This is a genomic window from Lacrimispora sp. (assembly GCF_047605665.1).
Taxonomy (GTDB): domain Bacteria; phylum Bacillota; class Clostridia; order Lachnospirales; family Lachnospiraceae; genus Lacrimispora.
Genome location: NZ_JASGFH010000009.1, coordinates 14,576 through 38,227 on the forward strand (window position 1 = coordinate 14,576; position 23,652 = coordinate 38,227).

At 46.7% G+C, this 23,652-nt stretch carries 22 protein-coding genes; 1 reads left to right on the forward strand and 21 read right to left on the reverse strand.

Annotated features, from left to right (window positions below):
* Positions 1–7 precede the first annotated feature (7 nt).
* The 9 genes from trkA to QM657_RS08945 form a co-directional block, all read right to left on the reverse strand.
* The gene (trkA, locus tag QM657_RS08905) at positions 8–1,363 is read right to left on the reverse strand and encodes a Trk system potassium transporter TrkA (protein ID WP_415066286.1); all 1,356 of its coding nucleotides are present in this window, start codon (positions 1,361–1,363) and stop codon (positions 8–10) included.
* 15 nt (positions 1,364–1,378) lie between these two features.
* Complete coding sequence (locus tag QM657_RS08910; protein ID WP_415066287.1) at positions 1,379–2,563, reverse strand: Rne/Rng family ribonuclease; 1,185 nt, start codon at positions 2,561–2,563, stop codon at positions 1,379–1,381.
* Complete coding sequence (locus QM657_RS08915; protein WP_415066288.1) at positions 2,560–3,267, reverse strand: TIGR03936 family radical SAM-associated protein; 708 nt, start codon at positions 3,265–3,267, stop codon at positions 2,560–2,562. Before QM657_RS08915 ends, QM657_RS08910 begins: the two co-directional genes overlap by 4 nt.
* Positions 3,251–5,116: a TIGR03960 family B12-binding radical SAM protein gene (locus QM657_RS08920; protein ID WP_415066289.1), complete on the reverse strand. Its 1,866-nt coding sequence runs from the start codon at positions 5,114–5,116 to the stop codon at positions 3,251–3,253. Before QM657_RS08920 ends, QM657_RS08915 begins: the two co-directional genes overlap by 17 nt.
* 322 nt (positions 5,117–5,438) lie before the next feature.
* Positions 5,439–5,924, reverse strand: a complete 486-nt coding sequence (locus QM657_RS08925; RefSeq protein WP_415066290.1) for a DUF1097 domain-containing protein — start codon at positions 5,922–5,924, stop codon at positions 5,439–5,441.
* 31 nt (positions 5,925–5,955) lie between these two features.
* Complete coding sequence (locus QM657_RS08930) at positions 5,956–7,374, reverse strand: DUF1116 domain-containing protein (RefSeq protein WP_415066291.1); 1,419 nt, start codon at positions 7,372–7,374, stop codon at positions 5,956–5,958.
* 26 nt (positions 7,375–7,400) lie between these two features.
* Complete coding sequence (gene fdrA / locus QM657_RS08935) at positions 7,401–8,933, reverse strand: acyl-CoA synthetase FdrA (RefSeq protein ID WP_415066292.1); 1,533 nt, start codon at positions 8,931–8,933, stop codon at positions 7,401–7,403.
* A gap of 20 nt (positions 8,934–8,953) precedes the next feature.
* Entirely contained in the window at positions 8,954–9,877 is a 924-nt protein-coding gene (locus QM657_RS08940; RefSeq protein ID WP_415066293.1) for a DUF2877 domain-containing protein, read from the reverse strand.
* The gene (locus QM657_RS08945) at positions 9,846–11,114 is read right to left on the reverse strand and encodes a DUF1116 domain-containing protein (RefSeq protein WP_415066294.1); all 1,269 of its coding nucleotides are present in this window, start codon (positions 11,112–11,114) and stop codon (positions 9,846–9,848) included. The genes QM657_RS08940 and QM657_RS08945 overlap by 32 nt, the downstream gene beginning before the upstream one ends.
* 176 nt (positions 11,115–11,290) lie before the next feature.
* Here QM657_RS08945 and QM657_RS08950 point away from each other — a divergent pair, with 176 nt between their 5' ends.
* A complete protein-coding gene (locus QM657_RS08950; protein ID WP_415066295.1) occupies positions 11,291–12,904 on the forward strand; it encodes a PucR family transcriptional regulator in 1,614 nt (537 codons plus the stop codon).
* Positions 12,905–13,093: 189 nt separating this feature from the next.
* Here the strand turns inward: QM657_RS08950 and QM657_RS08955 are convergent, their stop codons facing one another.
* The 12 genes from QM657_RS08955 to QM657_RS09010 form a co-directional block, all read right to left on the reverse strand.
* A complete protein-coding gene (locus QM657_RS08955; protein WP_415066296.1) occupies positions 13,094–14,458 on the reverse strand; it encodes a CitMHS family transporter in 1,365 nt (454 codons plus the stop codon).
* A 53-nt stretch (positions 14,459–14,511) separates the two neighbouring features.
* Complete coding sequence (ttdB, locus tag QM657_RS08960) at positions 14,512–15,126, reverse strand: L(+)-tartrate dehydratase subunit beta (RefSeq protein ID WP_415066297.1); 615 nt, start codon at positions 15,124–15,126, stop codon at positions 14,512–14,514.
* Entirely contained in the window at positions 15,123–16,022 is a 900-nt protein-coding gene (gene ttdA, locus QM657_RS08965) for a L(+)-tartrate dehydratase subunit alpha (RefSeq protein ID WP_415066298.1), read from the reverse strand. Before ttdA ends, ttdB begins: the two co-directional genes overlap by 4 nt.
* 299 nt (positions 16,023–16,321) lie before the next feature.
* Positions 16,322–17,461 carry a sodium ion-translocating decarboxylase subunit beta gene (locus QM657_RS08970; RefSeq protein ID WP_415066299.1) on the reverse strand — a complete coding sequence of 380 codons (1,140 nt, stop codon included), beginning with the start codon at positions 17,459–17,461 and terminating at the stop codon, positions 16,322–16,324.
* A gap of 70 nt (positions 17,462–17,531) precedes the next feature.
* A complete protein-coding gene (locus tag QM657_RS08975) occupies positions 17,532–18,920 on the reverse strand; it encodes an oxaloacetate decarboxylase subunit alpha (protein ID WP_415066300.1) in 1,389 nt (462 codons plus the stop codon).
* A 14-nt stretch (positions 18,921–18,934) separates the two neighbouring features.
* Positions 18,935–19,354: a biotin/lipoyl-containing protein gene (locus QM657_RS08980; protein ID WP_415066301.1), complete on the reverse strand. Its 420-nt coding sequence runs from the start codon at positions 19,352–19,354 to the stop codon at positions 18,935–18,937.
* 109 nt (positions 19,355–19,463) lie between these two features.
* Positions 19,464–19,757: an OadG family protein gene (locus tag QM657_RS08985; protein WP_415066302.1), complete on the reverse strand. Its 294-nt coding sequence runs from the start codon at positions 19,755–19,757 to the stop codon at positions 19,464–19,466.
* A gap of 23 nt (positions 19,758–19,780) precedes the next feature.
* Positions 19,781–21,151 (reverse strand): carboxyl transferase domain-containing protein, encoded by a 1,371-nt coding sequence (locus QM657_RS08990; protein WP_415066303.1) that lies wholly within the window; start codon positions 21,149–21,151, stop codon positions 19,781–19,783.
* A gap of 191 nt (positions 21,152–21,342) precedes the next feature.
* The gene (locus QM657_RS08995) at positions 21,343–21,987 is read right to left on the reverse strand and encodes a GntR family transcriptional regulator (protein WP_415066304.1); all 645 of its coding nucleotides are present in this window, start codon (positions 21,985–21,987) and stop codon (positions 21,343–21,345) included.
* The gene (locus tag QM657_RS09000; protein ID WP_415066305.1) at positions 21,984–22,601 is read right to left on the reverse strand and encodes a GntR family transcriptional regulator; all 618 of its coding nucleotides are present in this window, start codon (positions 22,599–22,601) and stop codon (positions 21,984–21,986) included. Before QM657_RS09000 ends, QM657_RS08995 begins: the two co-directional genes overlap by 4 nt.
* Positions 22,602–22,832: 231 nt before the next feature.
* Positions 22,833–23,117 (reverse strand): DUF2325 domain-containing protein, encoded by a 285-nt coding sequence (locus QM657_RS09005; RefSeq protein WP_415066306.1) that lies wholly within the window; start codon positions 23,115–23,117, stop codon positions 22,833–22,835.
* Between the two features lie 37 nt (positions 23,118–23,154).
* Positions 23,155–23,577 carry a flavodoxin gene (locus QM657_RS09010; protein ID WP_415066307.1) on the reverse strand — a complete coding sequence of 141 codons (423 nt, stop codon included), beginning with the start codon at positions 23,575–23,577 and terminating at the stop codon, positions 23,155–23,157.
* Positions 23,578–23,652 lie beyond the last annotated feature (75 nt).

Genomic DNA, 23,652 nt, shown 5'->3' on the forward strand with positions numbered 1-23,652 from the left:
CTTTTTCCTACTTTAGTATATCTTTTAAATCATTCAGCCCTGTCACAGTGGTGACTACAATCACACGGTCATCTTCCTCTATGGTGTCTTTTCCTCTGGGGCTGATGAACTGGCCCTTGCGGATGATGTATGCCACCAAAAGGTTTCTTTTAAGCTCCAGCTTTTCCAAAGGGATTCCCACAATGGAGGGCTCATTGGCAACCCTGAATTCCAGAGCTTCCGCCTTGTCTGCCACAATTTTATAAAGCCGTTCCACATTGCTTCCCATGGAATTTTGCATGGCCCGGACGTATTGGAGAATGATCTCAGCCGTAATCAGCTTAGGATAAATAACACTGCCTAAGTTCATGGAATTGATGACGTCTTCAAAAGCAATCCGGTTCACCTTTGTGATGAGCTTTGCCTTTGACTGGCTTGCCGCATAGAGGGAAAGCATGATATTCTCTTCGTCAAAACCGGTCAGGGCGGCAAAGGCAGCCGTATCCCTGATGCCCTCCTGTATCAGCAGGTCCTGATGAGAGGCATCCCCATGGATGATCATTGCCTTGGGGAGAATTTCACTCAGTTCATGGCAGCGCTCTATATCCTGTTCCAGAATCTTTATTTTTATCTTCGTGTGCTCCAGAATCTTTGCCAGGTAATACGTGATTTTTCCCCCGCCCACCAGCATGGCTGTTTTTACTGTGGTGTTGTCGATTCCGACCTGCTTAAAGAACGCGCTGGCATCGGCATGGGAGGCCATAAAAGAGATTTTGTCCCCTGCCGACATGACGGAATTTCCGTCAGGGATGATGACATCATGTCCATGTTCAATGGCGCAGATTAAAACATTGCAGTTAAGCTTTGTGAGCACCTCTTTCACACTCATATTATGGAGGACAGAGTTATTGGGAACAAGAAATTTCAGTACTTCAATTCTCCCCTTTTCAAAGGTATCGATTTTAATTGCCGAGGGGAAGCGAAGGAGCCTTGATATCTCCAATGCAGCGGCCATTTCCGGATTAATAGCCATGGACAGACCGAGCTCATCTCTGATGTAATTGATTTCAGCACCGTATTCCGGGTTGCGGATTCGTGCAATGGTACGGCAGTTTCCTGCTTTTTTGGCAATCAGGCAGCAGAGCATGTTAAGCTCATCTGAGTTGGTCGTGGCGATCAAAAGGTCTGTTTCCTGAATCCCTGCCTCGATCTGCACTTTGTAAACCGCACCATTTCCGACAACTCCCATGACGTCGATTCTTTCCGTAATGGTATTGATCACGCGGGCGTTTTTATCGATGATCACAATATCATGATTTTCGCGGTTTAACTGTTCAGCCAGGGTAGTCCCCACTTTTCCGCAGCCTACAATAATAATTTTCATAATAAAACCCTCTCCTTATATCTGCGATACCTGTTCATAAAGGGGTTTGCGTATTTTTTTCCTGGTCACTTCCACCAGATTTAATTTCGTCATTTCAACGACCGTTGTTTTGACCGGGTCCTTGGAAAAGATTTCTTTCAGGCGTTCCATTAAGGCCTTTTTATCCTCTTCTGCTTCCATATCTATAAAATCGATAATAATGATGCCGGATATATTTCTCAGCCGAAGCTGGTGTCCGATCTCCTGGGCAGCTTCCAGATTTATTTTCATAATGGTATCACGCAGGGTCTTTTTCCCGGAATACTTTCCCGTATTTACATCGATTACGGACAGTGCCTCCGTGGGCTCGATGACCAGATATCCTCCGGACTTTAACCAGACCCGTTTTCCCAAAGCTTCTTCCATGGTCTTTTCGATCCTGTACAGTTTTTCCAAAGGAAGCAGACTGTCTTCATACAGGGTGAGGCGCTTTAAATCCTCAGGCTGATAGCAGGCCAGATAGGACTTTACTGTTTCGTAAATATCCGGTTCATCGGTGATAATCTCTTCCAGAGAGGCTTTCAGGCTGTCCCTCAGTCCGGTCAGATAGGAAGGATCAGAGCGGTAGAGAAGGCTGTAGCACGTCCTGTTTTTGGCGTTATCCATCACCTTCCGGAAGGTTTCCCTAAGCTGTGCAAGCTCCAGTTCCAGGTCTTTTTTTGATGCGCCGGGAGCGTTGGTCCTGACAATAATTCCAAAATCTTCATCCTTTAACGCTTCCAGATAAGGCTTGATGTCCTGCTTCCAGCCGGAATCTGTGATCTTGGAAGAAAATCCGATCTGCTTTTTTCCGGAGGTTAAGACGAAATATCGGCCTGTGAAATTCAAATTTCCCGTCAGAACCGGAGCCTTTGTCTTTACGGCGTCCCGCTCCACCTGAACCACGATTTCATCACCCTGGCGCAGCTTCCCGTCAGAAGCGCGGTTTCCGGCATAGTGGAGAAAATCATCCGCCAGGCTTAAATACCCGGTTCTGCCGCCGCCCATATCCACAAAGGCTGAATTGATATTTTTAACGATGTTGCTCACTTTTCCTATATAGATATTTCCCAGGATGGAACGGTCCCCATCCGGCTCCACGTCAATCTGAAGGGCTTCCCTTTCAGACTGAAGCATGGTGAGGATGGCATCCTTCCACCTGGTTATGATCAGCTTATTCACTGGAGTTCTCCTATAAGGCCTAAAGGCACCAAAACCGGATTTGCCTCATCTGCGGTGTTTCCGTAGACCTCTTCCCTTTGAATGTGAAAAGCGAACTCCGGACATTCCTGTCCCCGCCACTGGTAATACGTTTCCATTACCAGCTCAGGTTTTAAATTATCCGCACTTCCGGCAGATACCTTCATGAAAATAGTTCCATCCTCTACGGAAAGCTCATGGATAGAGGTTTTTAAGTCAACCTCTCTTTCGCCCTTTTTCGTCTTTTTGATGGTGAGGATTTGATCCTGGGAGATAAATTCCAATAGACCCTTAAAAAATCCTTCCACATCATCAGGCTCTTTCCCTTCCCGGAAAGTCAGGGTATAATCTGCGGCAGCAACCAAAGACATGGCATTTTTCGCCTTGTCATCCAGGATGCGGCAGTCTGTGACCTGGATTCCCTCTGCCATAGTTCCATTTAACTGATCCATCAAAGTCCGGCAGTCTGTCATGGAATTCACTTCAATGTCCATATACTCCCCATTGCTTGTAAGTCCCACGCCCAAGGGCGCTGCAAAGGACATGACCTGATGAGGGCTGAAGCCCTCGCTGTATTTGATGTCAATATCAGCCCTTCTCATGGCTTTCTGGAAATAACGCATAATATCCAGATGACCCACGAATTTCACCGGGCCCTGTTTGGAGAATTTAATTCTTAGCTTCATAGCAGACGCCTCCTTTGAACTTCATGGCTCCGCACCCCGTACAATGCTGACGGCAGTTTGGAGTGACACTTTCGTTTATGGCATTCTGCCACTCTCTCTTTAAAAATTCCTTTGACACACCGGAGTCAATGAAGTCCCATGGAAATACTTCATCCAAATCCCGCTCCCTGATGGTGTAAAAATCCGCATCCAGGCCGCAGGTCTCAAAGGCTTTCATCCAGATATAATTTTTAAAATGCTCAGACCAGGAATCATAAATGGCTCCATTTTTATAAGCTTCTTCAACCAAAGCGGAAGTTTTCCTGTCGCCCCTGGCTAAAACGCCTTCCAGAATGGTTAAGTCAGCTTCATGGTAGTTGTATTTTAAGCTTTTCTGGTTCAGCATCTTGCGGAACTTGTCCTTAACTAAGTGGGCTCTCTGCAAAAATTCTTCATTTGTGCACATCTTTGCCCACTGAAAGGGGGTAAATGGCTTTGGAACAAAGAAGGAGGAGCTTGCCACTACCTGCACCTTTCCGTTTCTCTGATCCTTGGGAATCTCGTAATAAGCCTCAGCCACCTTTTCCGACAGCTCTGCAATACCTTCCATATCTTCTACTGTTTCTGTAGGCAGGCCCAGCATAAAATAAAGCTTGACCCGGTTCCAGCCGCCACGGAAGGCTTCGCTTGCCCCTTTTAAAATGATCTCTTCTGACAGGCCCTTGTTAATGACGTCACGAAGTCTCTGGGAACCGGCTTCCGGGGCAAAGGTCAGACTGCTTTTGCGGATATCCTGAACTTTGCTCATGACATCCAGGGAAAAGGCATCAATTCTTAAAGAAGGCAGGGAAATATTGACCCCTTTGCCTTTGAATTCATCAATCAGGAAATTTACAATTCCCTCTAAATGGCTGTAATCACTGGAGCTTAAGGAGCTCAAGGAAATTTCTTCATGGCCTGTACTCTTTAACAGTTTAGAAGCATAAGCCTTTAAATATTCCAGGCTGTGTTCTCTCAATGGCCGGTAAACATTACCTGCCTGACAGAAACGGCAGCCGCGGATGCAGCCTCTCATGACCTCTAAAACCACTCTGTCCTGAGTCACTTTAATAAAAGGAACTATCGGATTTTCGATGTAGTAAACGTCATCCATTTCGGCAACCATCTGCTTTACCACGGTTTCCTTTGCATGGGGATTATTGGGCTTCATGGCTTTTACGGTGCCGTCTTCCCTGTAAGTCACATCGTAAAAAGAGGGAACATAGATTCCGTCAATTTCTGCGGCCTTTTCCAGAAAGCTTTTGCGGGTTCCGCCGTTTTTCTTATTTTCTTTCCAGATGTCCATGAGCTGGAAATAAACGGTCTCTCCCTCTCCGATATAGAACATATCAAAAAATTCCGCCAGAGGCTCCGGATTGTAAGCACAGGGGCCGCCGCCGATAATGATGGGGTCTTCTTCTGTCCTGTCCTTCTGATGGAGAGGAATCTGTCCTAAATCCAAAACCTGTAAGATATTGGTATAGCACATTTCATATTGAAGGGTGATTCCGATAAAGTCAAACTCTTTAATTGGGTCCTGGGACTCCAGAGCAAACAGAGGAATATGTTCTTCCCGCATAATCTGGTCCAAGTCTGTCCAGGGTGAAAAAATGCGTTCACAGTAAATATCCTCTCTGCGGTTAAACATATCATATAAAATCTGCATCCCCAAGTGGGACATTCCGATCTCATAGACGTCGGGGAAACACATGGCAAAGCGAATGTCCACCTTCTTCGTGTCCTTCACCGCCATGTTAACCTCACCGCCGATGTAGCGGGCAGGCTGTTGGATTTTCAATAAAATCTCATCGCTTAAAGCTAGTTTTCTCATATTTCTCTTCCTTATATTTGTTTGAATTGAACAAAAATGCTGAAGCCGTTTTTAGCGAGAAGACTGCCAAAATACAACCGGCTGCAACATTTTTTCCGCATATAAAACAAGCATCTTCAACATTATATATAATTATAGAATATTTTGGGGCATTAAGCAACTGTATTTAAAGCAAGAACAGGAAACCAGCCCGTTTCCCTGACAATTTAATTCCGTTATCCCGGTAGACAAAGGTATCTTTACATAGTAAGACCTCCAGCCGTAGCTTCATACCACGGCTGGAGGTCTTTTCTTTACAGCATCACGTATTCAATTTCTGATATTATGCCTGCCCCGATTGTTTTTTTGTAGTCAGGTCGCTCAGCAGATTTCCGCCTGCCTCGGATAAAAAGCCGATGGCTGCGCCCAGCACCATGCTGATGGCTGTGCCCTTCCAATCATTTCCGGAGGCGAAATAGGACGTCATTCCAAAGAAACCTCCGGGCACAAAGCCCAGAAACTTAAACCGTGCCTGCCATACAACACAGCTTGAACACAGAACAGTAGCTAATACGGACCCCATAAGTGCCGCTCCCAGTACACCGTTTAGCATTCCCCCCAGCATTACGGACAGGATCGCCCATACAATACCGGAAAGATTAGCAGCCACACTGCTGTAAAAGCCCTTTTTACCGCCTCCCGCAGCGTAAAAGCTGGCGTAAGCGAAAAAGCCGCATACTGTGACAAACAGCGGAACCGAAGCGCTCAGCCAGAACCAGAACCCAGCGAGGATACCTACGCACAGCCCTGTTGCGGTTAATTTACTCATGTCGCTTCACCTATTCCTTTCTTATGTGATCCTATTTTTCCAGCTTTTCGGCAAGAGCTGCTGCTGCTTTCTCAAAGCAGTCCATAGGAGGATGAGTCAGGCCTGCGCCGATCATACCAATGCCCGGCTCTTTATGGGCCATGGCGGTATTGATAATGGGCAGAATGCCGGTTTCCAGCACCTTGCGCACGTCGATGGCTGTGGCTGTGCCGCGGAAATCCAGATTTGGGATGGTCAGATGATGGTTCTCGGCTGTGGTGATCTCTGTCATCTGTACGGTATAATCAATAGCAGAGCTCACTGTGCCGCCGGTAATCTGTACGATAGCAGGTGCAGCCGCCATTGCAAATGCTCCGATGCCATAGGTCTCAGTGATCGCGCTGTCGCCGATGTCATTTCCGGCATCCTCGTGCTTATATCCTGGGAACATGATGCCAACGACTCTCTGGGCAGGACCGGTAAACCAGATGTTTCCGCCGATACCGCTGACACGGATACCGAAATCTGTGCCGTTGCGGCACATGGTGGTGACAACGGTGCTGTTTTCAATGTTGTGGGCAGCATCCAAAGCACACTTGCAGTAACCCATCCAGGTAGGTCCTGTGAAATAATCTCCAAGGTTCATGAAATCGAAAACTTCCTTTTTCACCTTGTCTGAAAAGCTTGTCTCTACGATATAGGGAGCAATGGTCTGAATAAATAGGCTGGTAGCAGCCGTGTTGCGGTTGTGGCACTCGTCACCCATATGCAGGGCGCCTGCCAGCATGGCGCGTAAGTCGATCTCTCCAGCCAGTTTCATGGCTTCCTTAAGCACTTCTCCCAGCACATCCTTCATCCATTGCAGACGGTCCATAACGCTTTGGTCATTTGCACCCATGCGCAGAACTTTTGGCATCTGCTCGCTTAAGTTGGTAAAGGCCAGATTGCCGTGGGTTTTATTTTTAATAATATGTACGGGCATGGATGCAGTGGTAACGCCTGCCATGGAACCGACACAGCCGTGTTCATGGCATGGGGAAAACTTAACTTTACCGGACGCCGCTACCTCGCAGGCCTCTTCATAATCTTTGGCAAAACCCTCGAAGATGATGCCGCCTGCAATGGCGCCGCGCATGGCTCCGTTCATGCGGTCCCAGGTAATGGGCGGACCTGCATGGAGGATGGTATCCTTTGTCATGCCAGGTACTACGTTAATTGCGGTATCGTATCCGATCAGTACCGGATGGGCGTCGATGATGATCTGGGCCGCTTTTTGGTTGGCCTCATCAATGTCGGGACGGTTCATCAGCTTGGAAAGGGCCTCGGCCACCTCCGGGGAAAGCTCCACGGGAGGTTTCCAATTCATTTGTACAGCTTCCTGGTTCTGCTTTTCCAGGTCTTCCTGAAAACCTTCCAGACCCATGTTGATTGATTTTGGCTTGTTCTTCAGCAGATTGTTAATTTTACTCATAACACTGACCTCCTATTGTTTGTGATTTATGATTGCTTTACAATGGCGGCTGCAAGCCTTGCCGCCTGCGCATTGCTGTCCGCCACAATAACTCCTGCGTCACGCAGCTTGGAACGCTGCTCCTCATATCCCTGGAAATCTTCGTCGGTGCCGCAAACATAAGCGATGAATGCGATTGACCGGCCGTTCTCTGAGGCTGTTTCCTTTGCCTTGGCAATCCACGGAAGCGCTGCTCCTGCCGGGTCGGCATGGGAGCCGTAGCCAATGACAAAGTCCATGAGAATCACTGCCGTCTCCGGGTCCTTTGCCTCCTCGGCAATGCGCCCGCTGCGCTGGGAAGGTTCGATCATTGGGTGGGGCCTGCCGTCAGTATACTCGTCCTCACCAAAGTCCAGGAAGGTATGTCCAAAGCTGGCTTCTCCTGCGCCGATGTGGCGTTCCGGCTGTTTGCATAAATTTCCGTTGACGGTTCCGGCAGAGGCTTCCACAATGTTCATGGCTTCGGCGCAAAGAGTACCTCCGCAGAAAAGGCCGCGAACATATTTCTGCTCTGTGTTCAGTGCCTGCCGCGCTATGGTTACCGCCTCAGAATCTAAATCCCTGATGCCTTCTGTATGAATGCCGGCCAGCTCCAGCGCTTTGAGCGCCGCTTCTTCCAGTGTGCCTACGAAATGCAGGTTTCCGTCGCTGCCTGATCTTTTGCTGTTGAGGAAGCAAACGACTACCGGCTTTTTGCAGCGGGCCGCCTGTGCCAATACCAGTTCTTCTACTTCTTTGACAGGAGGCTTGGAAATCATGACCAGCACCTCGCTGTCATCATCTTCGGACAACGCCTCCAGCGCATCCAGCATCATGAGCCCTCCAACCTGAGCCGAAAGATCCCGTCCGCCGGTGCCTATGTAATGGGTAATGCCGCCGCCAAGATTGTGGATCAATGATGTGACTTCCTGCCCGCCGGTACCTGATGCTCCCACCAGACCGATGTTTCCGGGGCGCACCACATTGGCAAAGCAGAGAGCTACGCCTCCGATGATGGCTGTGCCGCAATCCGGGCCCATCATTAAGAGACCTTCTTCATGGGCATATTTCTTAAGAGCTACCTCGTCCTCGATGCTCACATTGTCGCTGAACATCATGACATGAAGACCCTGCTGCAGCGCTTTTCTTGCCTCAGCCGCGGCATAGGCGCCGGGCACTGAAATGACAACCAGATTGGCGTCAGGCACATGCTTGACCGTACTGCTTAAGCTGGCAGGCTGTGAGGGCTTGCCCTGGGACTGTTTGAGATTGCCGGAGATCATCTTTTCCGCTGTTTCAATGGCTTCCTGGCAGTGCTCCTCTGTGTCGGCATTTACAACGATCATCAGATCGCCGTTGGACAGCGCTTCCACCTCGCTGTTAAGTAAGCCGAAGTTGCGCAGCATTTCCTTATTCTTTAAGGTAGCCATTGCAACAACTCCCTGTTCCACTCCTTCTAAATCACTGATGCTGGAGGAGATTCCCATAAGTTTGAGAGAATCAAAATAAAGCCCTTTTTTTATTACTGTTTTTACATACATACGAATGTACTCCTTTTTACTTAGTTTTGTGTCGCTTCCAGGGCCAGCCTAAGTCCTGCCAAAATCCCTGTGGCAATATCCGTACCTGAAAGCGATCCGACGGATATAATTTTGTCTAAATACGTAACATATGCGCCGTCTCCGGCAAACAGGCTCTCCAGAAAACCAGCCATATCCTGCCGCGGCAGTCCTCTCGCCGCATGGTTTAATTCCCAGGCGCCGATATCAGTTGTGCTTACCTCTGCAACATTGGCCACCGTCCTGCCAATCTTGGCCCAGTCCTCTAACGGTCCTCCGGGTATATGAAGAGTCAGCAGCAATCCGCTTAAATAATCATCGCCGGAAGGGGTCAGCCCATAGCCAAGTCCCAGCAGTGCCTCCGCTGCCTCCAGAAATGCCTGGACATTTTTGTTCCGCACCGCCTCTTCTGCGGCGGCCCTGCCGTTTTGCAGGGATTGTGCCAGAGCTTTCCCAAAGCCTTTTGCCTGGCAATGGGGCAGCATCCCGCCCGGTGAGCCCTGTTCCTTTAAACGCCGTTCACAGTTTGGCAGAGCTGCTGCAAGGGGGCCGGTATGGGACGGCCATTGAGGCAGCGCCAGAGTTACGGTGCGCACCGACCGGAAGGTCACTTTCAATTCTCCGTCAAAAGAGATTCCCCACAGGCCGAACCGGACGGACATGCCGGGGGCTGCATTTAAATATTCCAGTGTCAAAAGCGAGGTAACGGCTGTCTCATGGGCAGCGTCAATTTTAGATGAGGTCAGACAGTACAAGCAGCCGGTTTTTTCTTCCCGCCAGTTGATCACATTACAGAAAACACTGTGAATGATTCCAGCCATTTCACCTTTTGCAAGAGTTTGCTTAAGCCCTTCCTCCAGCGTAACGTCTGCCGTTATGCCGCTTTGGGCCCACTCACTCCGATGGATAGCCGTAATATTTTGCAAATTCATTCACCGCCTTTTCAAAACATTCCTGGGGCGGTGTGGAAATTCCCGCTCCAACCTGACCGATATCCGGGTCCTTGTGGGCAATGGCAGTGCTGATAATCGGCAGCACCCGCTTTCCCACCACCTGCAAAGCGTCTATTCCCAGAGGAAGCCCCCGGAAATTGTCGGCAGGCACCGTATAGTTGGAATTCTCGCTGGCCGTGATCTCATACATGCGCAGGCTGCAGTTAATGGCATCTTCGGCAGTGCCTCCGATATACTGGGCAATGGCAGGCGCAGCCGACATGGCAAACCCTCCAAGCCCCATGGTCTCAACGATGGCACTGTCACCCATATCCCGGTTTCCATCTCCTGGGGCGTAACCTTCAAAGTAGATGCCGATCACCTGCTGGGCAGGGCCTGTGAACCAGGCGTCTTTTGGCAGGCCGCTGAGCTTGATGCCAAATTCCACACCGTTGCGGGACATGGTTGTGACGATGGTGGAGTGGGCGATCCCGTGAGCCGCGTCCAGTCCAGCCTTACACGCCGCCATGGAAAAATTGAGGAAAAACGAATCTGTGCCGCGGATTAAATCGGCGGCCCTGGCAGCCTGCTCCCTCTCCTCTTCCAGAAGATAAGGCAGCAGCTTCATGAGAAACAAGGCGGTGGCTGCTTTCGTGCGGTTGTGGCATTCGTCTCCCATGTGCAGGGACTGGGCAATGATTTCTTTGATATCAAGTCCGCCCATCCTGCTGACAATCCGCTCCAGAAGCGGTGCCAGCTCATCCCGCATATACCGTTGACGAAGGATGGTGCCGGGATCGTTGGCCCCCTGCTGCAGTACCTTGCCGTTGCCCTCGTTAAAGGGAGCAAAAGCACGGGTGCGGTAAGTCTTGTCCTCTACAATAATCACCGGCATGGATGCCGAAATAATACCGGCCATAGGAGCGACTGCATCATGATCGTTACACGGCGCAAAGGCAATTCTTCCCGACCGGGCAACCGCCAATGCCTCTTCATAACTTGCAGCCAGTCCCTCAAAAATCAACGCACCGGCCACCGCTCCCTTCATCGCCCCGCACATCGCCTCAAAGGCAATGGGAGGGCCTGCATGGAGAATGGTGCATTCGGTCATGCCGGGAATCACCTGCAATGCAGTATCCACTCCCACCCAGCAGGGTTCAGAACGGCTGAGCAGTTCTACGACATGCCGGTTGGCTTCTCTGATGGTTTCGTTATGCTGCAGTCGATACATATCCATACACCTCCTTTCTTATGTTCCGTTGCTTTTTATTTATTATAACATACTGAATCCGCAAAAGATATGTCACCCAATGACATTAATATACACTTGTATTGTTTCCTGATTACATATATAATAAAAATATATTATATTTTCATATACAAAATATCCAAAAGGAGGAGAAACGTTTGGCAATACGAATTGACGAGGTGCTTCAACTGGACAGTTTTCAAGGCAGCCGGGTGATCGCAGGTGCCTCCGGCCTGCACCATTCTATCAGCAATCTGCACACCCTGGAAATCACTGATATCCTCACAGACATCGCTCCCGAAACCCTGGTATTCTCCACCTTATACCCGGTGCTCAATAATGAAGCACAGGTGACTAATATCATACAGCGTCTCTACGATATGGGCGTGAAAGCATTGGCTCTTAAACTGAACCGCCAGGGTGAGCGGGTGCCTGATACGATTTTACAGCAGGCCGATGAGCTCGCCCTTCCCATCCTCCTGCTGCCCAGCGGCGGAAACTTTTCGCTGCAAAACAACGAAATTTTGAAATATCAACTGGAAAGCAATCTAAAGGAGCTGCACGAGCGGGACCGCATCCACAACCTGCTGCTGGATATCATGCTCAAGCGGCAGGAGTATGATATTCTGCGGGACACCCTGGCGGAGGTGACCGGCTACCGGATCGCTTTGCTGGACGCAAGGTTTTCTCCTCTTCCTGACACTGCCCCAGAGGGCGAAAGCTCTCCCTCTCCGAACGGTCTTTCAGAATGGGACCGCAAAAATCTTTCCCACAGCACAGGTGATCCGTTCCGGTTTTTTCAGGTTGAAGATCATTATCTTTGTATCTATATAGTGCGCAATCATTGGGAAACTATCGGATATATTTCACTGGAATCTGACAAAGAGCTGTCACTTTCTGCTTTTGAACGGATGGCTGTCGAACAGTTTGCAACCGTATTCGTGATCATCTACCACCGGCAAAATGCCCTTAACGAAATGGAAAAACGGTATCACGACGAGTTTCTCTTCGATTTAATAGGAGGAAAAATCCCTTCCGAATCCGATGCGGCCGCGAGAGCAAAACGGTTAAACTGGCGTCTGGCCTTTCCGGCGGTGATGATCGGCGTCTCCCTGCCGGGTGCGGACCGGCGCCGGTTTCTGGAAGGGGTGAAGGCCCGGCAGGAGGGGCTGCGCATCCGTTACGGAGCTTCCCATGATGTGCTGCTGATGGCCACCTATGAGGATAATGTTCTGGTTCTGGTTTCAAATCCTCATACTTCTCATCTGGAGGAACTCATCGCATTTTTGGAGGCGGTGCTGCGGGACAATCATTTTCAGCAGTATTATATAGGTGTGTCCCTGACCTTTGACGAGATGAACGAGGCTGCAAAGGCCTGCGGAGAAGCCAAGCTTTCCCTTCGGGTGGCCCGTGATTTACAGACCCAGTCAGCCGTATTTTATGAAAAGCTGGGCATCTACCGGTTGATTCACAGCACGGAAAACCGGGCGGAAATCTACCGCTACTGCATGGATACCTTAGGCTCACTGTTCGCCTACGACCATGACCATGAAACTGACTTATACGCCACTTTAAAGGTACTTTTGGAGGAGGATGGAAATCTCAAAGCCGCTGCGCAGAAAATGTACATTCACTACAATACCATGCGCAACCGGGTTCAAAAGATTGAAAGCCTGCTGGGGCGGAAACTGGCCCGATTATCGTCCTATCAGGATGTTTACATTGCGGTGCGCATTCATGAGATGTTTTCTCCCAACGGGTATGGATATTAACGGTGAAGTGGAGTTAATACGGTTGTTTTTCTATTTTAGATATAAAATCAGATATGATTCACTTTTATCGTCAGGGGACAGCTCCGGCAGAGGGTAACCTTTTATCAAAATCCGGGCATCAAAAAGGGAAGGCAATTTTGCCTTCCCTTTTCGCTTGAAACTGATAAATAATTTCCTATACAGGATTTGTCAATACGGAAGTACTCCCGTTATACCAAACACCACCAGATAAGTAATGAATACCAGGAAGAAATATTTCACATAGTTCTTCTGGAAATCTACAAAGTTCTGGTCCGTCTCTCCGCACAACAGATAAAGGGCCGGGATGACAGGGCTGATCAGACGGAATGCCTGTCCTACCATAGAGGCAACTGCTGCCTGCATGGGGCTGATTCCAAACTGCCCCATAACATTGCTCATAACAGAGGCAATGCCGAAGTAGAACGCATCCTGAGGCAGGAAACAAATGGCCGGTGCAGAAATAACTGCATAAATCGGAGCCATGTGAGAACCAAATGCTGTAGGCACAATGGCTGCAACCGAATTAGCCAAAGAAGTTGCCATACCGCTTCCGGAAAGCACTCCTGAGAAAATACCTGCTCCAAGAGTTGCCAGAGTAGTTGGAAGGGCATCGGCTGCAAGTTCTTCAATCCGCTCATTGCAATCCTTTACATTGCGGAAGTTAACTACAAGGCCAATTGAGAAGGCAATCATAAATACAACAGAACCATGGACATATCCTTTGATCAGTACAAAAATAGCAATACCTGTAATCAGAAGGTTAAACCAGTATAAGCTTGGACGTTTCAGTTCAGGGTCCTTGTCGCGGATCGCTGAGAGCATTTTTTCCAGACTTTCCTGGGATACATCTCCTCCCCCTGCCGCCGCATAATTTAGCCTTTTTCTTTCCTTCAGTCCAAGATAACCGGCAATCAGAATAACGACCACCTGAGCTGCCAGAAGACCTGGAAGCAGATTGGCAAACAGTTCGTTTAATTCCACACCAATGGCAGTTGCCGCAGCAATGGTAGGACCTCCCCAGGGAAGCTGGTTCCAGATTCCAATAGGAGCCACAATAATGATTGCAAGGTAGCTTAACTTTAAATTTAACTGCTTATAAAGACTTCTGAAGGCTGCAAGACAGATGATAATGGTTGTGGTTGTGTCTCCGTTTAAAGCCACAACACTGGCTACCATTACGGTTGACAAAAGAACTTTTAAAGGATCGCCTTTTGCCTTTTTGATGAAGAATTCTGCAACAGGATCAAATAATCCCACATTCAGCATCAAGTCAAAAAACAGAATGGAAAAAAGTATGGTAATACCGGGTGATATAACTCCCCAGGATACTTTACCGGTTTCAGGATTCTGTTTAAAGAAAATCCCTTCTTTGATCCAGTTGAATAAATCCAGAAAATTGTCTCCGTTTACTAATACTGCGATCATTCCAAAAGCAATAGGAACAAGTGTAAGGGCAGTAAATACGGACAATTTTTTATTAGAGAGCAATGCGATAAACGTAACAATCATTGCTAAAGCAAGAAAAGTAAGCATAATCCTCCTCCAATGTATCTACCTTTTATTATTAACTTTTTACAGTACCGTGTTTATTTGATGTAATGTACCTTTGTATACAGATCCTCCAGAGCCGCATCCTTGCGCTTGTTGAACTCCACCTTATTCTGCTCAAAGATATTGTTGCCTTCTGCATCAATGGATACAATAAGAGGTCCGAATTCTTTTACCCGGCATACCCAGAGAGTCTCAGGCATTCCCAGATCTTCCCAGTGGTACTCTTCGATTTCCTCTACACAGGTTGCTGCAATAACCGCGCAGCCTGCTGGGAATACACAGTGCAGAGCTTTGTGCTCCTTACAGCCGGCTTCTGTGTTAGGGCCCATTCCGCCCTTGCCCACGATCAGCTTCACACCTGTCTGCTCGATGAATTCCTTTTCAAACTTCTCCATTCTCATGCTGGTGGTCGGTCCGATGGAAACCATCTCGAATTTATTGTCTTCCCCTTCTATCCTGCGGACAATGGGGCCTGCATGGAAAATGGCTCCGCCCTTAATATCCACTGGCAGTTCTCTTCCAAGCTCAATCAGTCTTCTGTGGGCTACGTCCCTGCAGGTTACGATATGACCGTTTAAGTAAATTACGTCGCCAATTTTTATATCCTTCAAATCTTCATCGGAGATGGGTGTTGTTAATATTTTTTTCATAATTGTACCCCCTTATGTGTAATAGAGTCATAGCTTAAATCGCTGTTGAAAACAATGGTTCCCCGGCGGTGTGCCCAGCAGCCTACATTTACGGCGCAGGAAATTACCGATGGATGGCGGGCCGAATTTACGATATTCACACCCATAACAGACTTGCTTCCAGTGAGTCCCTGAGGTCCAAGGCCGATGGAATCAATAGCCTTTACAATTTCATCTTCCAACTGAGCTGCCTTCGGATTCTCATTGTGGCTTCCTACAGGGCGCATCAGAGCCTTCTTTGCCATAAAAGCTGCAGAGTCAATGGAAGTGCCGATGCCGATTCCTACCAAAAGAGGAGGGCAGGCATTGAGGCCGTAAGATGTCATAACATCAAGAACAAATTTAACTACTCCTTCATAGCCCTCGCCCGGCATTAAGGTCTTGCCCTGTCCCGGAAGTGAACATCCGCCTCCGGCCATGTAGACATCCAGCTCCAGTTTGTCGCTCTCAGGAATAATATCCCAGTACACCCAGGGAGAATCAGTTCCCACATTGGTTCCTGTATTTACTTCATCAAAAGTTTCTACCGTGTTGTGACGCAAAGGTGCCTGCTGTGTTGCCTGTGCAACTGATGCCTTTAAAATGGTCTTTAAATCATCAGCATAAGGAAATTTTGTTCCCACTCTTACAAACATCTGGATCAATCCCGTATCCTGACAGGAGGGACGGTTTAATTCCATTGCCTCTCTCTGATTCTTCTCCATAGCCTCATAAATCATCTTAGCCATGGGCATTTCTTCTTCCTCACTGAGTTCCTTCAGCTTTGTTGTTACATCTTCGGGAAGTTTTTTCCCGACCAGATCCACAAAGTTTGCAATCTGGTTTTTCAGCAGTTCCAGAGATTCCTGTTTTGCCATTGCTTTATCCTCCTTTTTATTTATCAATGGACCATATAAAATAGTTTGCTTGTATGATATTTAATATTTTATAATGTATCCATTTATTGATGTTATCATATAATGAATCCTCATTATGCACAATAGAATAAATGTACAAATTTACTCTTTTATTTTTGTGTATAATCACAAATCATTTTAATATCTTCTGCATAAATGCTGTTATCATAGCCAAAAGGCCAAGTACCACAAATATGGCGGCCATACCTTTCCACATTATTTCAAGGGTAATAATAAAATTTTCCATCATAAACTTTCTCCTATTTTAAATACTGTGTCATCAGATTCAGAATTACACCGCCTGCTACTACAGACCCGATCTGCCCTGAAACATTGGCTCCGATCGCATACATTAATAAGTGATTGGTAGAATCTTCCTTCAGTCCCATCTTCTGCACCACCCTGGCTGACATGGGAAAAGCAGAAATTCCTGCTGCACCAACCATGGGATTGATTTTCTTGTCAGAAAAAAGATTCAATAATTTGGCAAACAGAACTCCTCCAATGGTATCGAAAACAAAAGCCAAAAGACCGATTCCCATGATAAACAGAGTATTTAAATTAACAAAATCATCAGCTCTCATGCTGAAAGATATGGTAATTCCCAAAAGCAATGTCACCAGACTGGCCAGCATATCGCTTGCTGTCTTTGAGAGATTGTTTAATACACCGCATTCCCGCAGAAGATTGCCAAACATCAGAAATCCGACCAGTGACACAGAGGCAGGGGCAACCAATCCTGCAAGCACCGTTACGATCACAGGGAAAAATATTCTTGCTTTTTTAGGCACATTGCCCGGATTATATTCCATACGGATCAATCGTTCCTTTTTCGTTGTGACCAGCCGGATGGCAAATGGCTGAACAATGGGAACAAGAGCCATATATGAGTAAGCTGCCACTGCGATTGCTCCCACATACTTAGACTTTAATACCTGGGACACAAGAATGGCTGTCGGTCCATCTGCAGCACCGATCACTCCGATGGAGGCAGCATCCCTTAAATCAAATCCCAGCAATGATGCGACTGATATGGCAAAGAAAATACCAAACTGGGCCGCCGCACCGAAAAGAAGCATTTTGGGAGTTGCTAATAAGGGACCAAAATCGATCATAGCCCCGATTCCGATGAATAAAAGGAGGGGAAGGGCCTCCGAAGCCTCAATTCCCACATGGAACATCCATTCTATGATACCTGTTATTTCTCCTATTCCCGGTAAATCCTGGTTTAAAACACCGCTTAAGGGCAGATTTACAAGAATTGCTCCAAATCCCATGGGAAGCAGAAGGGACGGTTCAAAATCCTTGCAGATGGCCAGATACATCAACAGAATGCCAACGCCATACATAACGATCTGTTCCATTGTTATTGAAAGAATACCTGAAATCAAAAAATCCATATAATTTCCTTTCCCGAAATAATTGGCAATATAATTGCCTCCGACTTTTAATATTTAATTCCTGAGAATATCAGACGGGATAAGCCCCATCCTGTGCCAGCCCAATATCCAGCCCGTCTTCCTGAGCCTGTCTGTACTGAAAAAATTCCATAGCCGGCTGAGGAAACAGAACATACGTCAGAACATCTTCTTCCTGCTTCTTCCACTTCTCAATTTCATTTTCCGCATCTGGCAGTTCAGGCTTTAAAAGGTCTGCTGGTCTGCAAGTGATGACAGCTTCTCCATTCAGTGCCTTTTCACGCACACTGGCATTGACCGGTTTGGCTGTTTCCCCGTATTCTCCCCGCAGCAGGGCTTTGCTTTCTCTGGTGACCATTTTATACCGTTCTCCTGCCAGTACATTCAGCACTGCCTGAGTTCCTACGATCTGGCTGGATGGCGTGACCAGAGGCGGATCACCAAAGTCCTGCCTCACCAGAGGAATCTCTTTCAGCACATCGTAAAATTTGTCCTCTGCTTTTTGTTCCTTTAACTGGGAGATCAGATTCGACAGCATTCCCCCTGGCACCTGGTATGAAAGCGTCATAACATCCACGCCGAGAATTTTCTGATTGATAAGTCCGCTTTTTAAAGCTTCATCTCTCACGGGTTGAAAATATTCCGCTATCTCTTGCAGAAGAGGCTGGTCAAGGCCTGTATCATATTCCGTTCCTTTCAGGGTTTCTGCCATCACTTCTGTGGCCGGCTGGCTGGTTCCCATTGAAAATGGGCTTATGGCACAGTCTATGATATCAGCACCGGCTTCCACTGCTTTTAAATAGGTCATGGAGGCGACACCGCTGGTATAGTGGGTATGCAGCTGGACAGGAAGGGAAGTCTCTTCCTTAATTGCCTCTATAAGCCTGGAAGCCTCATAGGGCAGCAATAAACCTGCCATGTCCTTGATGCAGATGGAATCTGCTCCCATTGTTTCAGCAGCTTTGGCCTTCTTTACATAGTATTCCAAGGTATAGGTATCCCCCAAGGTATAGGAAATTGCCACCTGCGCATGAGCGCCTTCTTTTCTGATCGCTTTCACCGAAGTTTCAAGATTGCGAAAATCATTTAAAGCATCGAAAACCCTGACAATATCAATCCCGTCTTCCACTGCCTTTTTTATAAAATACTCAACCACATCATCTGCATAAGGACGGTATCCCAAAAGGTTCTGCCCGCGAAGCAGCATCTGAAGCTTTGTGTTTTTAAACCCTTTTTTTAATTTCCGGAGCCTGTCCCAGGGATCTTCTTTTAAAAACCGGACAGCAGCATCAAAGGTGGCCCCTCCCCAGCATTCCACTGAATGGTAGCCGGCCAGATCCATCTTTTCAATTATGGGCATCATTTCTTCAGTGGACAACCGGGTGGCCATCAGGGACTGATGTCCGTCGCGCAATGCGGTTTCCGTAATTTTTACTGCCATACCTGCGATACCTCCTAAGCCTTATTGATTGTTACAAGGGTTTCCCCGGATTCCACATTGCTTCCGGCAGTTACATGAACGCTTGCGATGGTTCCTTCTTCCTGGGCCACAATTTCATTCTCCATTTTCATGGCTTCCAGAATGAGAACTACCTCTCCTTTTTTTACATAGGTTCCTGCTCCGGCCTTTACTGCTATAATCTTGCCGGGCATAGGAGCGCTCATTATAATGTCTCCCTGTGCTCCTGTACTAACTGCCGCCGGCGCTTTTTCTGCGGGAGTGTTTTGTGCCGCGGGAGACGGAGCTGTCACCGGAGCTGACACTGCCGGGGCTGTTGCTATGGGGGCTGTTGCTGCCGGAGCTGCCCCGCCTGCTGTTTCTTCTACGAGAACCTCATAAACATTCCCGTTCACTGTGACTCTGAAATTTTTCATATCCATTCTCTTTCCATGCCGTTCACAAATCAGCGGCATTGCCACTTACGCAAAGCTGAAAGAACCTTAATGTGGCATCCTTTCCAGGTTCTATTTTCTTTCAGCTGCTTTATTTCCCTGCCTTCGGAATCCTTCTGATTCCCCGTACTGTAAGCCCTCTGTTTTCCTTGCCCATGACTTCATAAATTGCGGCTGTTATGACTGCAACCACTTCCCTGTCTATACTGCTGCAGGAAGGTTCTGTTGCAGTTACGGCAGGCATGGATTCTGCTGCAAAGTCTTTTTCATTTTCCTGTTTTTTTGCCATCAGCTTTCCTATCAGAAATACAAAGACTGCTATAATAATCACGCAGGGAACAATTAAATCCCTTAAGCGGAAAGTAATATCTAATATTTGATCCATAAGCTTCTGCTCCTGTTCTCACATTACTGAACAATGTGCTTTTTTGACGGTTTTTCCTCTCCCTTAAAAGAAATCATTTCCAGAGAAGCTATAACCCTCTGCCTTGTCTCTTCCGGTGCTATGATCGCATCCAGGTAACCTTCTCCGGCAGCATATGCCGGATTGTTCTGGAGCATTTCATACTTTGCTTCTTCCTGCTTAATGAGGCTGAGTTCCTTTTCCTCTTTGCAAAATACTCTTGCTGCATTTTCTGAGGATATGGCTCCAACACTGCTTCCTTCCCAGGCGAGGGAGACATCTGCACCAATATGTATGCTGTTCATGACCAGATAACTGCTGCCGATTCCTTTTTCTATAATTAAATTTATTTTGGGGATGCTGCTGTGAATCAGAACCTTTGCCAGCATTCCAGCCGCTTTTCCTATTCGCTTCTCTTCTTCATTGCTGCTGCCGATTTCCTTCAGGTTTACAAATGTGATGAGAGGAATATCAAAGGCATCCAAAAAGCTGACAAACTCCCTGGCCTTTGTACATCCTTCTGACGCCAGCTTCTGATTACAGGCTGCAATGGCTCCTACGGTTCTTCCGTTTAATTTTATAAATCCTGTCACTGTCTCAGGATGTTTTAATTCCTTTGCCTCCAGGAAAAAACCATCATCGCTGATTGAAGTGAGCAGCCCTCTTCCGTCTGACCGGTAATTTTCTATATCCGGCACCATCCGGTTTAAATCATCATTGGTTTTGAAAAGTTCCGCATCTTCCCTGTTGCTGGCAGGAAGAATACGGATTAAATCCCTGATCTTACCGATAATTTCATGAGCGGTTCCAATGCTGTCCGCTTCTTCATGCATCGGATAATGATTTAATTCTTTATTTCCTTCCAGAACAGCCGGAGAATTCACAAACAGTTTCCCATTGCCATTCTCCAGAAAGGTGAAGTCTGCAAAAGCATTCATAAAAGCCAGTCCGCCTCCGCAGTTTCCAAATATTCCCACAATTTGGGGAATGATTCCGGAAGCCGCTGTCTGCTTTTTGAAAATGCCTCCCAGCCCCTCCATTGCATCCAGGCCTTCACTTAAACGTATCCCGGCGCAATCCAGAAATCCGATTACAGGTGACTTGGATTTCAAAGCCAATTCATACAGCTTGATGATTTTCTTTGCATGCATGATGCCAAGAGTTCCGTTCAAAACACTGCAATCCTGGCTGTAAATATAGACCAGCCTTCCGTTAACCAATCCGTATCCGGTAATTACGCCATCACCTTCCGCCTCAGCCGGGTCTTTGTTGTATTCCGTTCTCTTTCCCCTGATGTGGCGGCCGGTTTCAACAAAACTATCCGTATCCAGCAAAGCATTGATTCGTTCCATAGCCCTGTTCTTTTGTTTTACCATAGCCCGCTCCTTTATTTTATATTTAATATTTGATAATGTATCCATTTAGTATGATAATCTCTCTTTTTTTGAATGTCAATCAGTTTATAAAAGTTCGTTGTTTTCCATGATAATTATTTTATTTTTTATATAATATGCACAAAAAAAAGGATACCCCTCCGCATTCTAGGGTATCCTTCTCTTAGTTAGCTTTATATATTATAATGAGTCAGCATATTCTCCATGCTTCTCATAATATGTTCACACATAAGTCTTTTTGAAAGTTCTGCATCTCTGTCCTTTAAGGCTTTTACGATTTGGGCATGCTCTCCCATGGAAATTTGGGCGTATTCTTCCTCCCCTACATTGTTTCCCGTGGACAGCCCGTTCCACATGGATGAGAGTAAGGCTCTTATCTTATCATTATCTCCTGCCGTCCACAATTCATAGTGAAAAGACTGGTTGTATTTTGAATATTCGCTGTAATCATTTAGCTTTGCTGCTTCCTCCGCATGATAAAACGTTTCGAGAACCTTGGATATATCCGCATTATTCTTACAAACCTTATATGCAACTTCGCTTTCCAGTATACATCTGGTTTCATAATGGTCCCTGATCGCCTTCTCATTAATTCCCAATATAATAGCGCCTTTATTTGGTCTTAACTTAATCAGTCCCTCACCCGCAAGGATCTGAAAAGCTTCCCTTACCGGAGTAATGGATATTCCAAGCTGTTTCGAGATTTCTTCCAGCGTAATAGCTGCTCCTGTCTCCAGTTCTCTCGCCAGGATTGCCTTTCTTAAATTGGAAGCTGCCTGCTCTCTGGCAGGCAATAATTTTATTTTATTAAGATTCATTTTGTCAGCACCTTTTCTGTCATCACTTTCCCTAAATATAAAAAATATGTTTGGAACAATTCATTGATTTGTTCCCTGTCCTTTTGGTATAAAGCTTTCTCAACCTTGTCCCATATGTTTAATTCCTCCGCACCGGAGGCCCCCAGATCGTCAAGGACAAATGCTGCGTAAATCTCCAGCAGATTATTATGAAGCCGGTGAATGTATAAATTATCCAAATCCTGGCTGAAAAAACTGTGAAGTTTCACTTCAGCAATCTCATGGTTTTTAAATTTTGAATAAAGCCCTTGAAAATCCTCATACCACTCTTTTTTTTCAGAAATCAACCGGTTTATAAAACCGGTTTGTATGGAATATATAAACAAAAAAATTTCGTGTATACTCTTTTCTGTCATTCCCTTTACAATCACATGACGGTTAGGCAGCCGGATGAGAAAACCCTCCAGCTCCAGAACCTTAAAAGCTTCTCTCACAGGCATTCTGGAAACTCCCAGTTGTTTTGAGACAATCTCCTGAACCAGTTCATCACCGTCTTTAAACCGGTTAAAAAGAATCTCCTTCCTCAGCACGTCAGTTGTATATTCATTTGCCTGCATCTTGTTAATTACTTCCATATTCACCTTTCTCACTGACTATATCGTATCCATTTACTGCATAAAAATCAATATATTCTTTTCCCATAAAAACAGCGGGAAGCTTTTATGGGAAGTATGGATATCTGCCAGTAAATCATACCCCTGTATATTATTACATGGAATAATTATAGGCCAATTTATGGGATTAAGCAAGGGATTTGACAAAACAAAATCCCTCCAGGAGAAAATTTTCCTGAAGGGATCAGATTTTTAGCAGGTACAGCTTTCTTCCAGTATTCCCAGGAGGGCTGAGCCGCTGCTGGTATGACAGCGGACCACACGGGTAACATCTCCGTTGACGCCATCCAAAGCGCATTTTGCCATCTTATGGGAAACAGTATTGGTAAATAAAACAAGCAAATCAGGGCATCCTATTTTTTTGTCCATATCGGCACTCATTTGTGTGAAAACCTTTGCTTTGCATTTAAAATCCTTGCATATCTTTTTATACTGCCCGACCATACGGTCATGGCCGCCAACGATTACTACACTCATTTCATGTTCCTCCCTCTTGTTCCGGTTTCTGTAAGTATTAAGCCAGGGCTTTTCCCAGTTCCACGCACTGAGCCTGGGCATCATCATCAGGGGCTTCGTTGCAGATCACATAATCACAGGCAAATACGGCGCCGTCTTTTTTACAGGTCTCTTCCCAGTCTCTCATCCACTCACCGTCTCCCCAGCCGTAAGAGCCGAATAAAGCGATCTTCTTGCCCTGAAGCTTTGGTTCACAGCTTGAAAACATGGGTTCAAATTCATCTTCCTCCAACTGCTCGCCGCCCATGGAGGGGCATCCGAATGCGATTGCATCAAACTGGTCCACTTTGTCGGCGCTGAATTCTGATGCTGTAAATAAGGTTACTTCTGCACCTGCTTCTTTGGCTCCTTCTGCAACCTTTGCTGCCATTGTCTCTGTATTGCCTGTTCCGCTCCAATAAACCACTGCTGCTTTGCTCATAATACCTTACCTCGCTTTTTATTTTTATTTGAATCGCTGTTCTTTTCTTTTGTTAGTTATAACTAACTTTTTGAC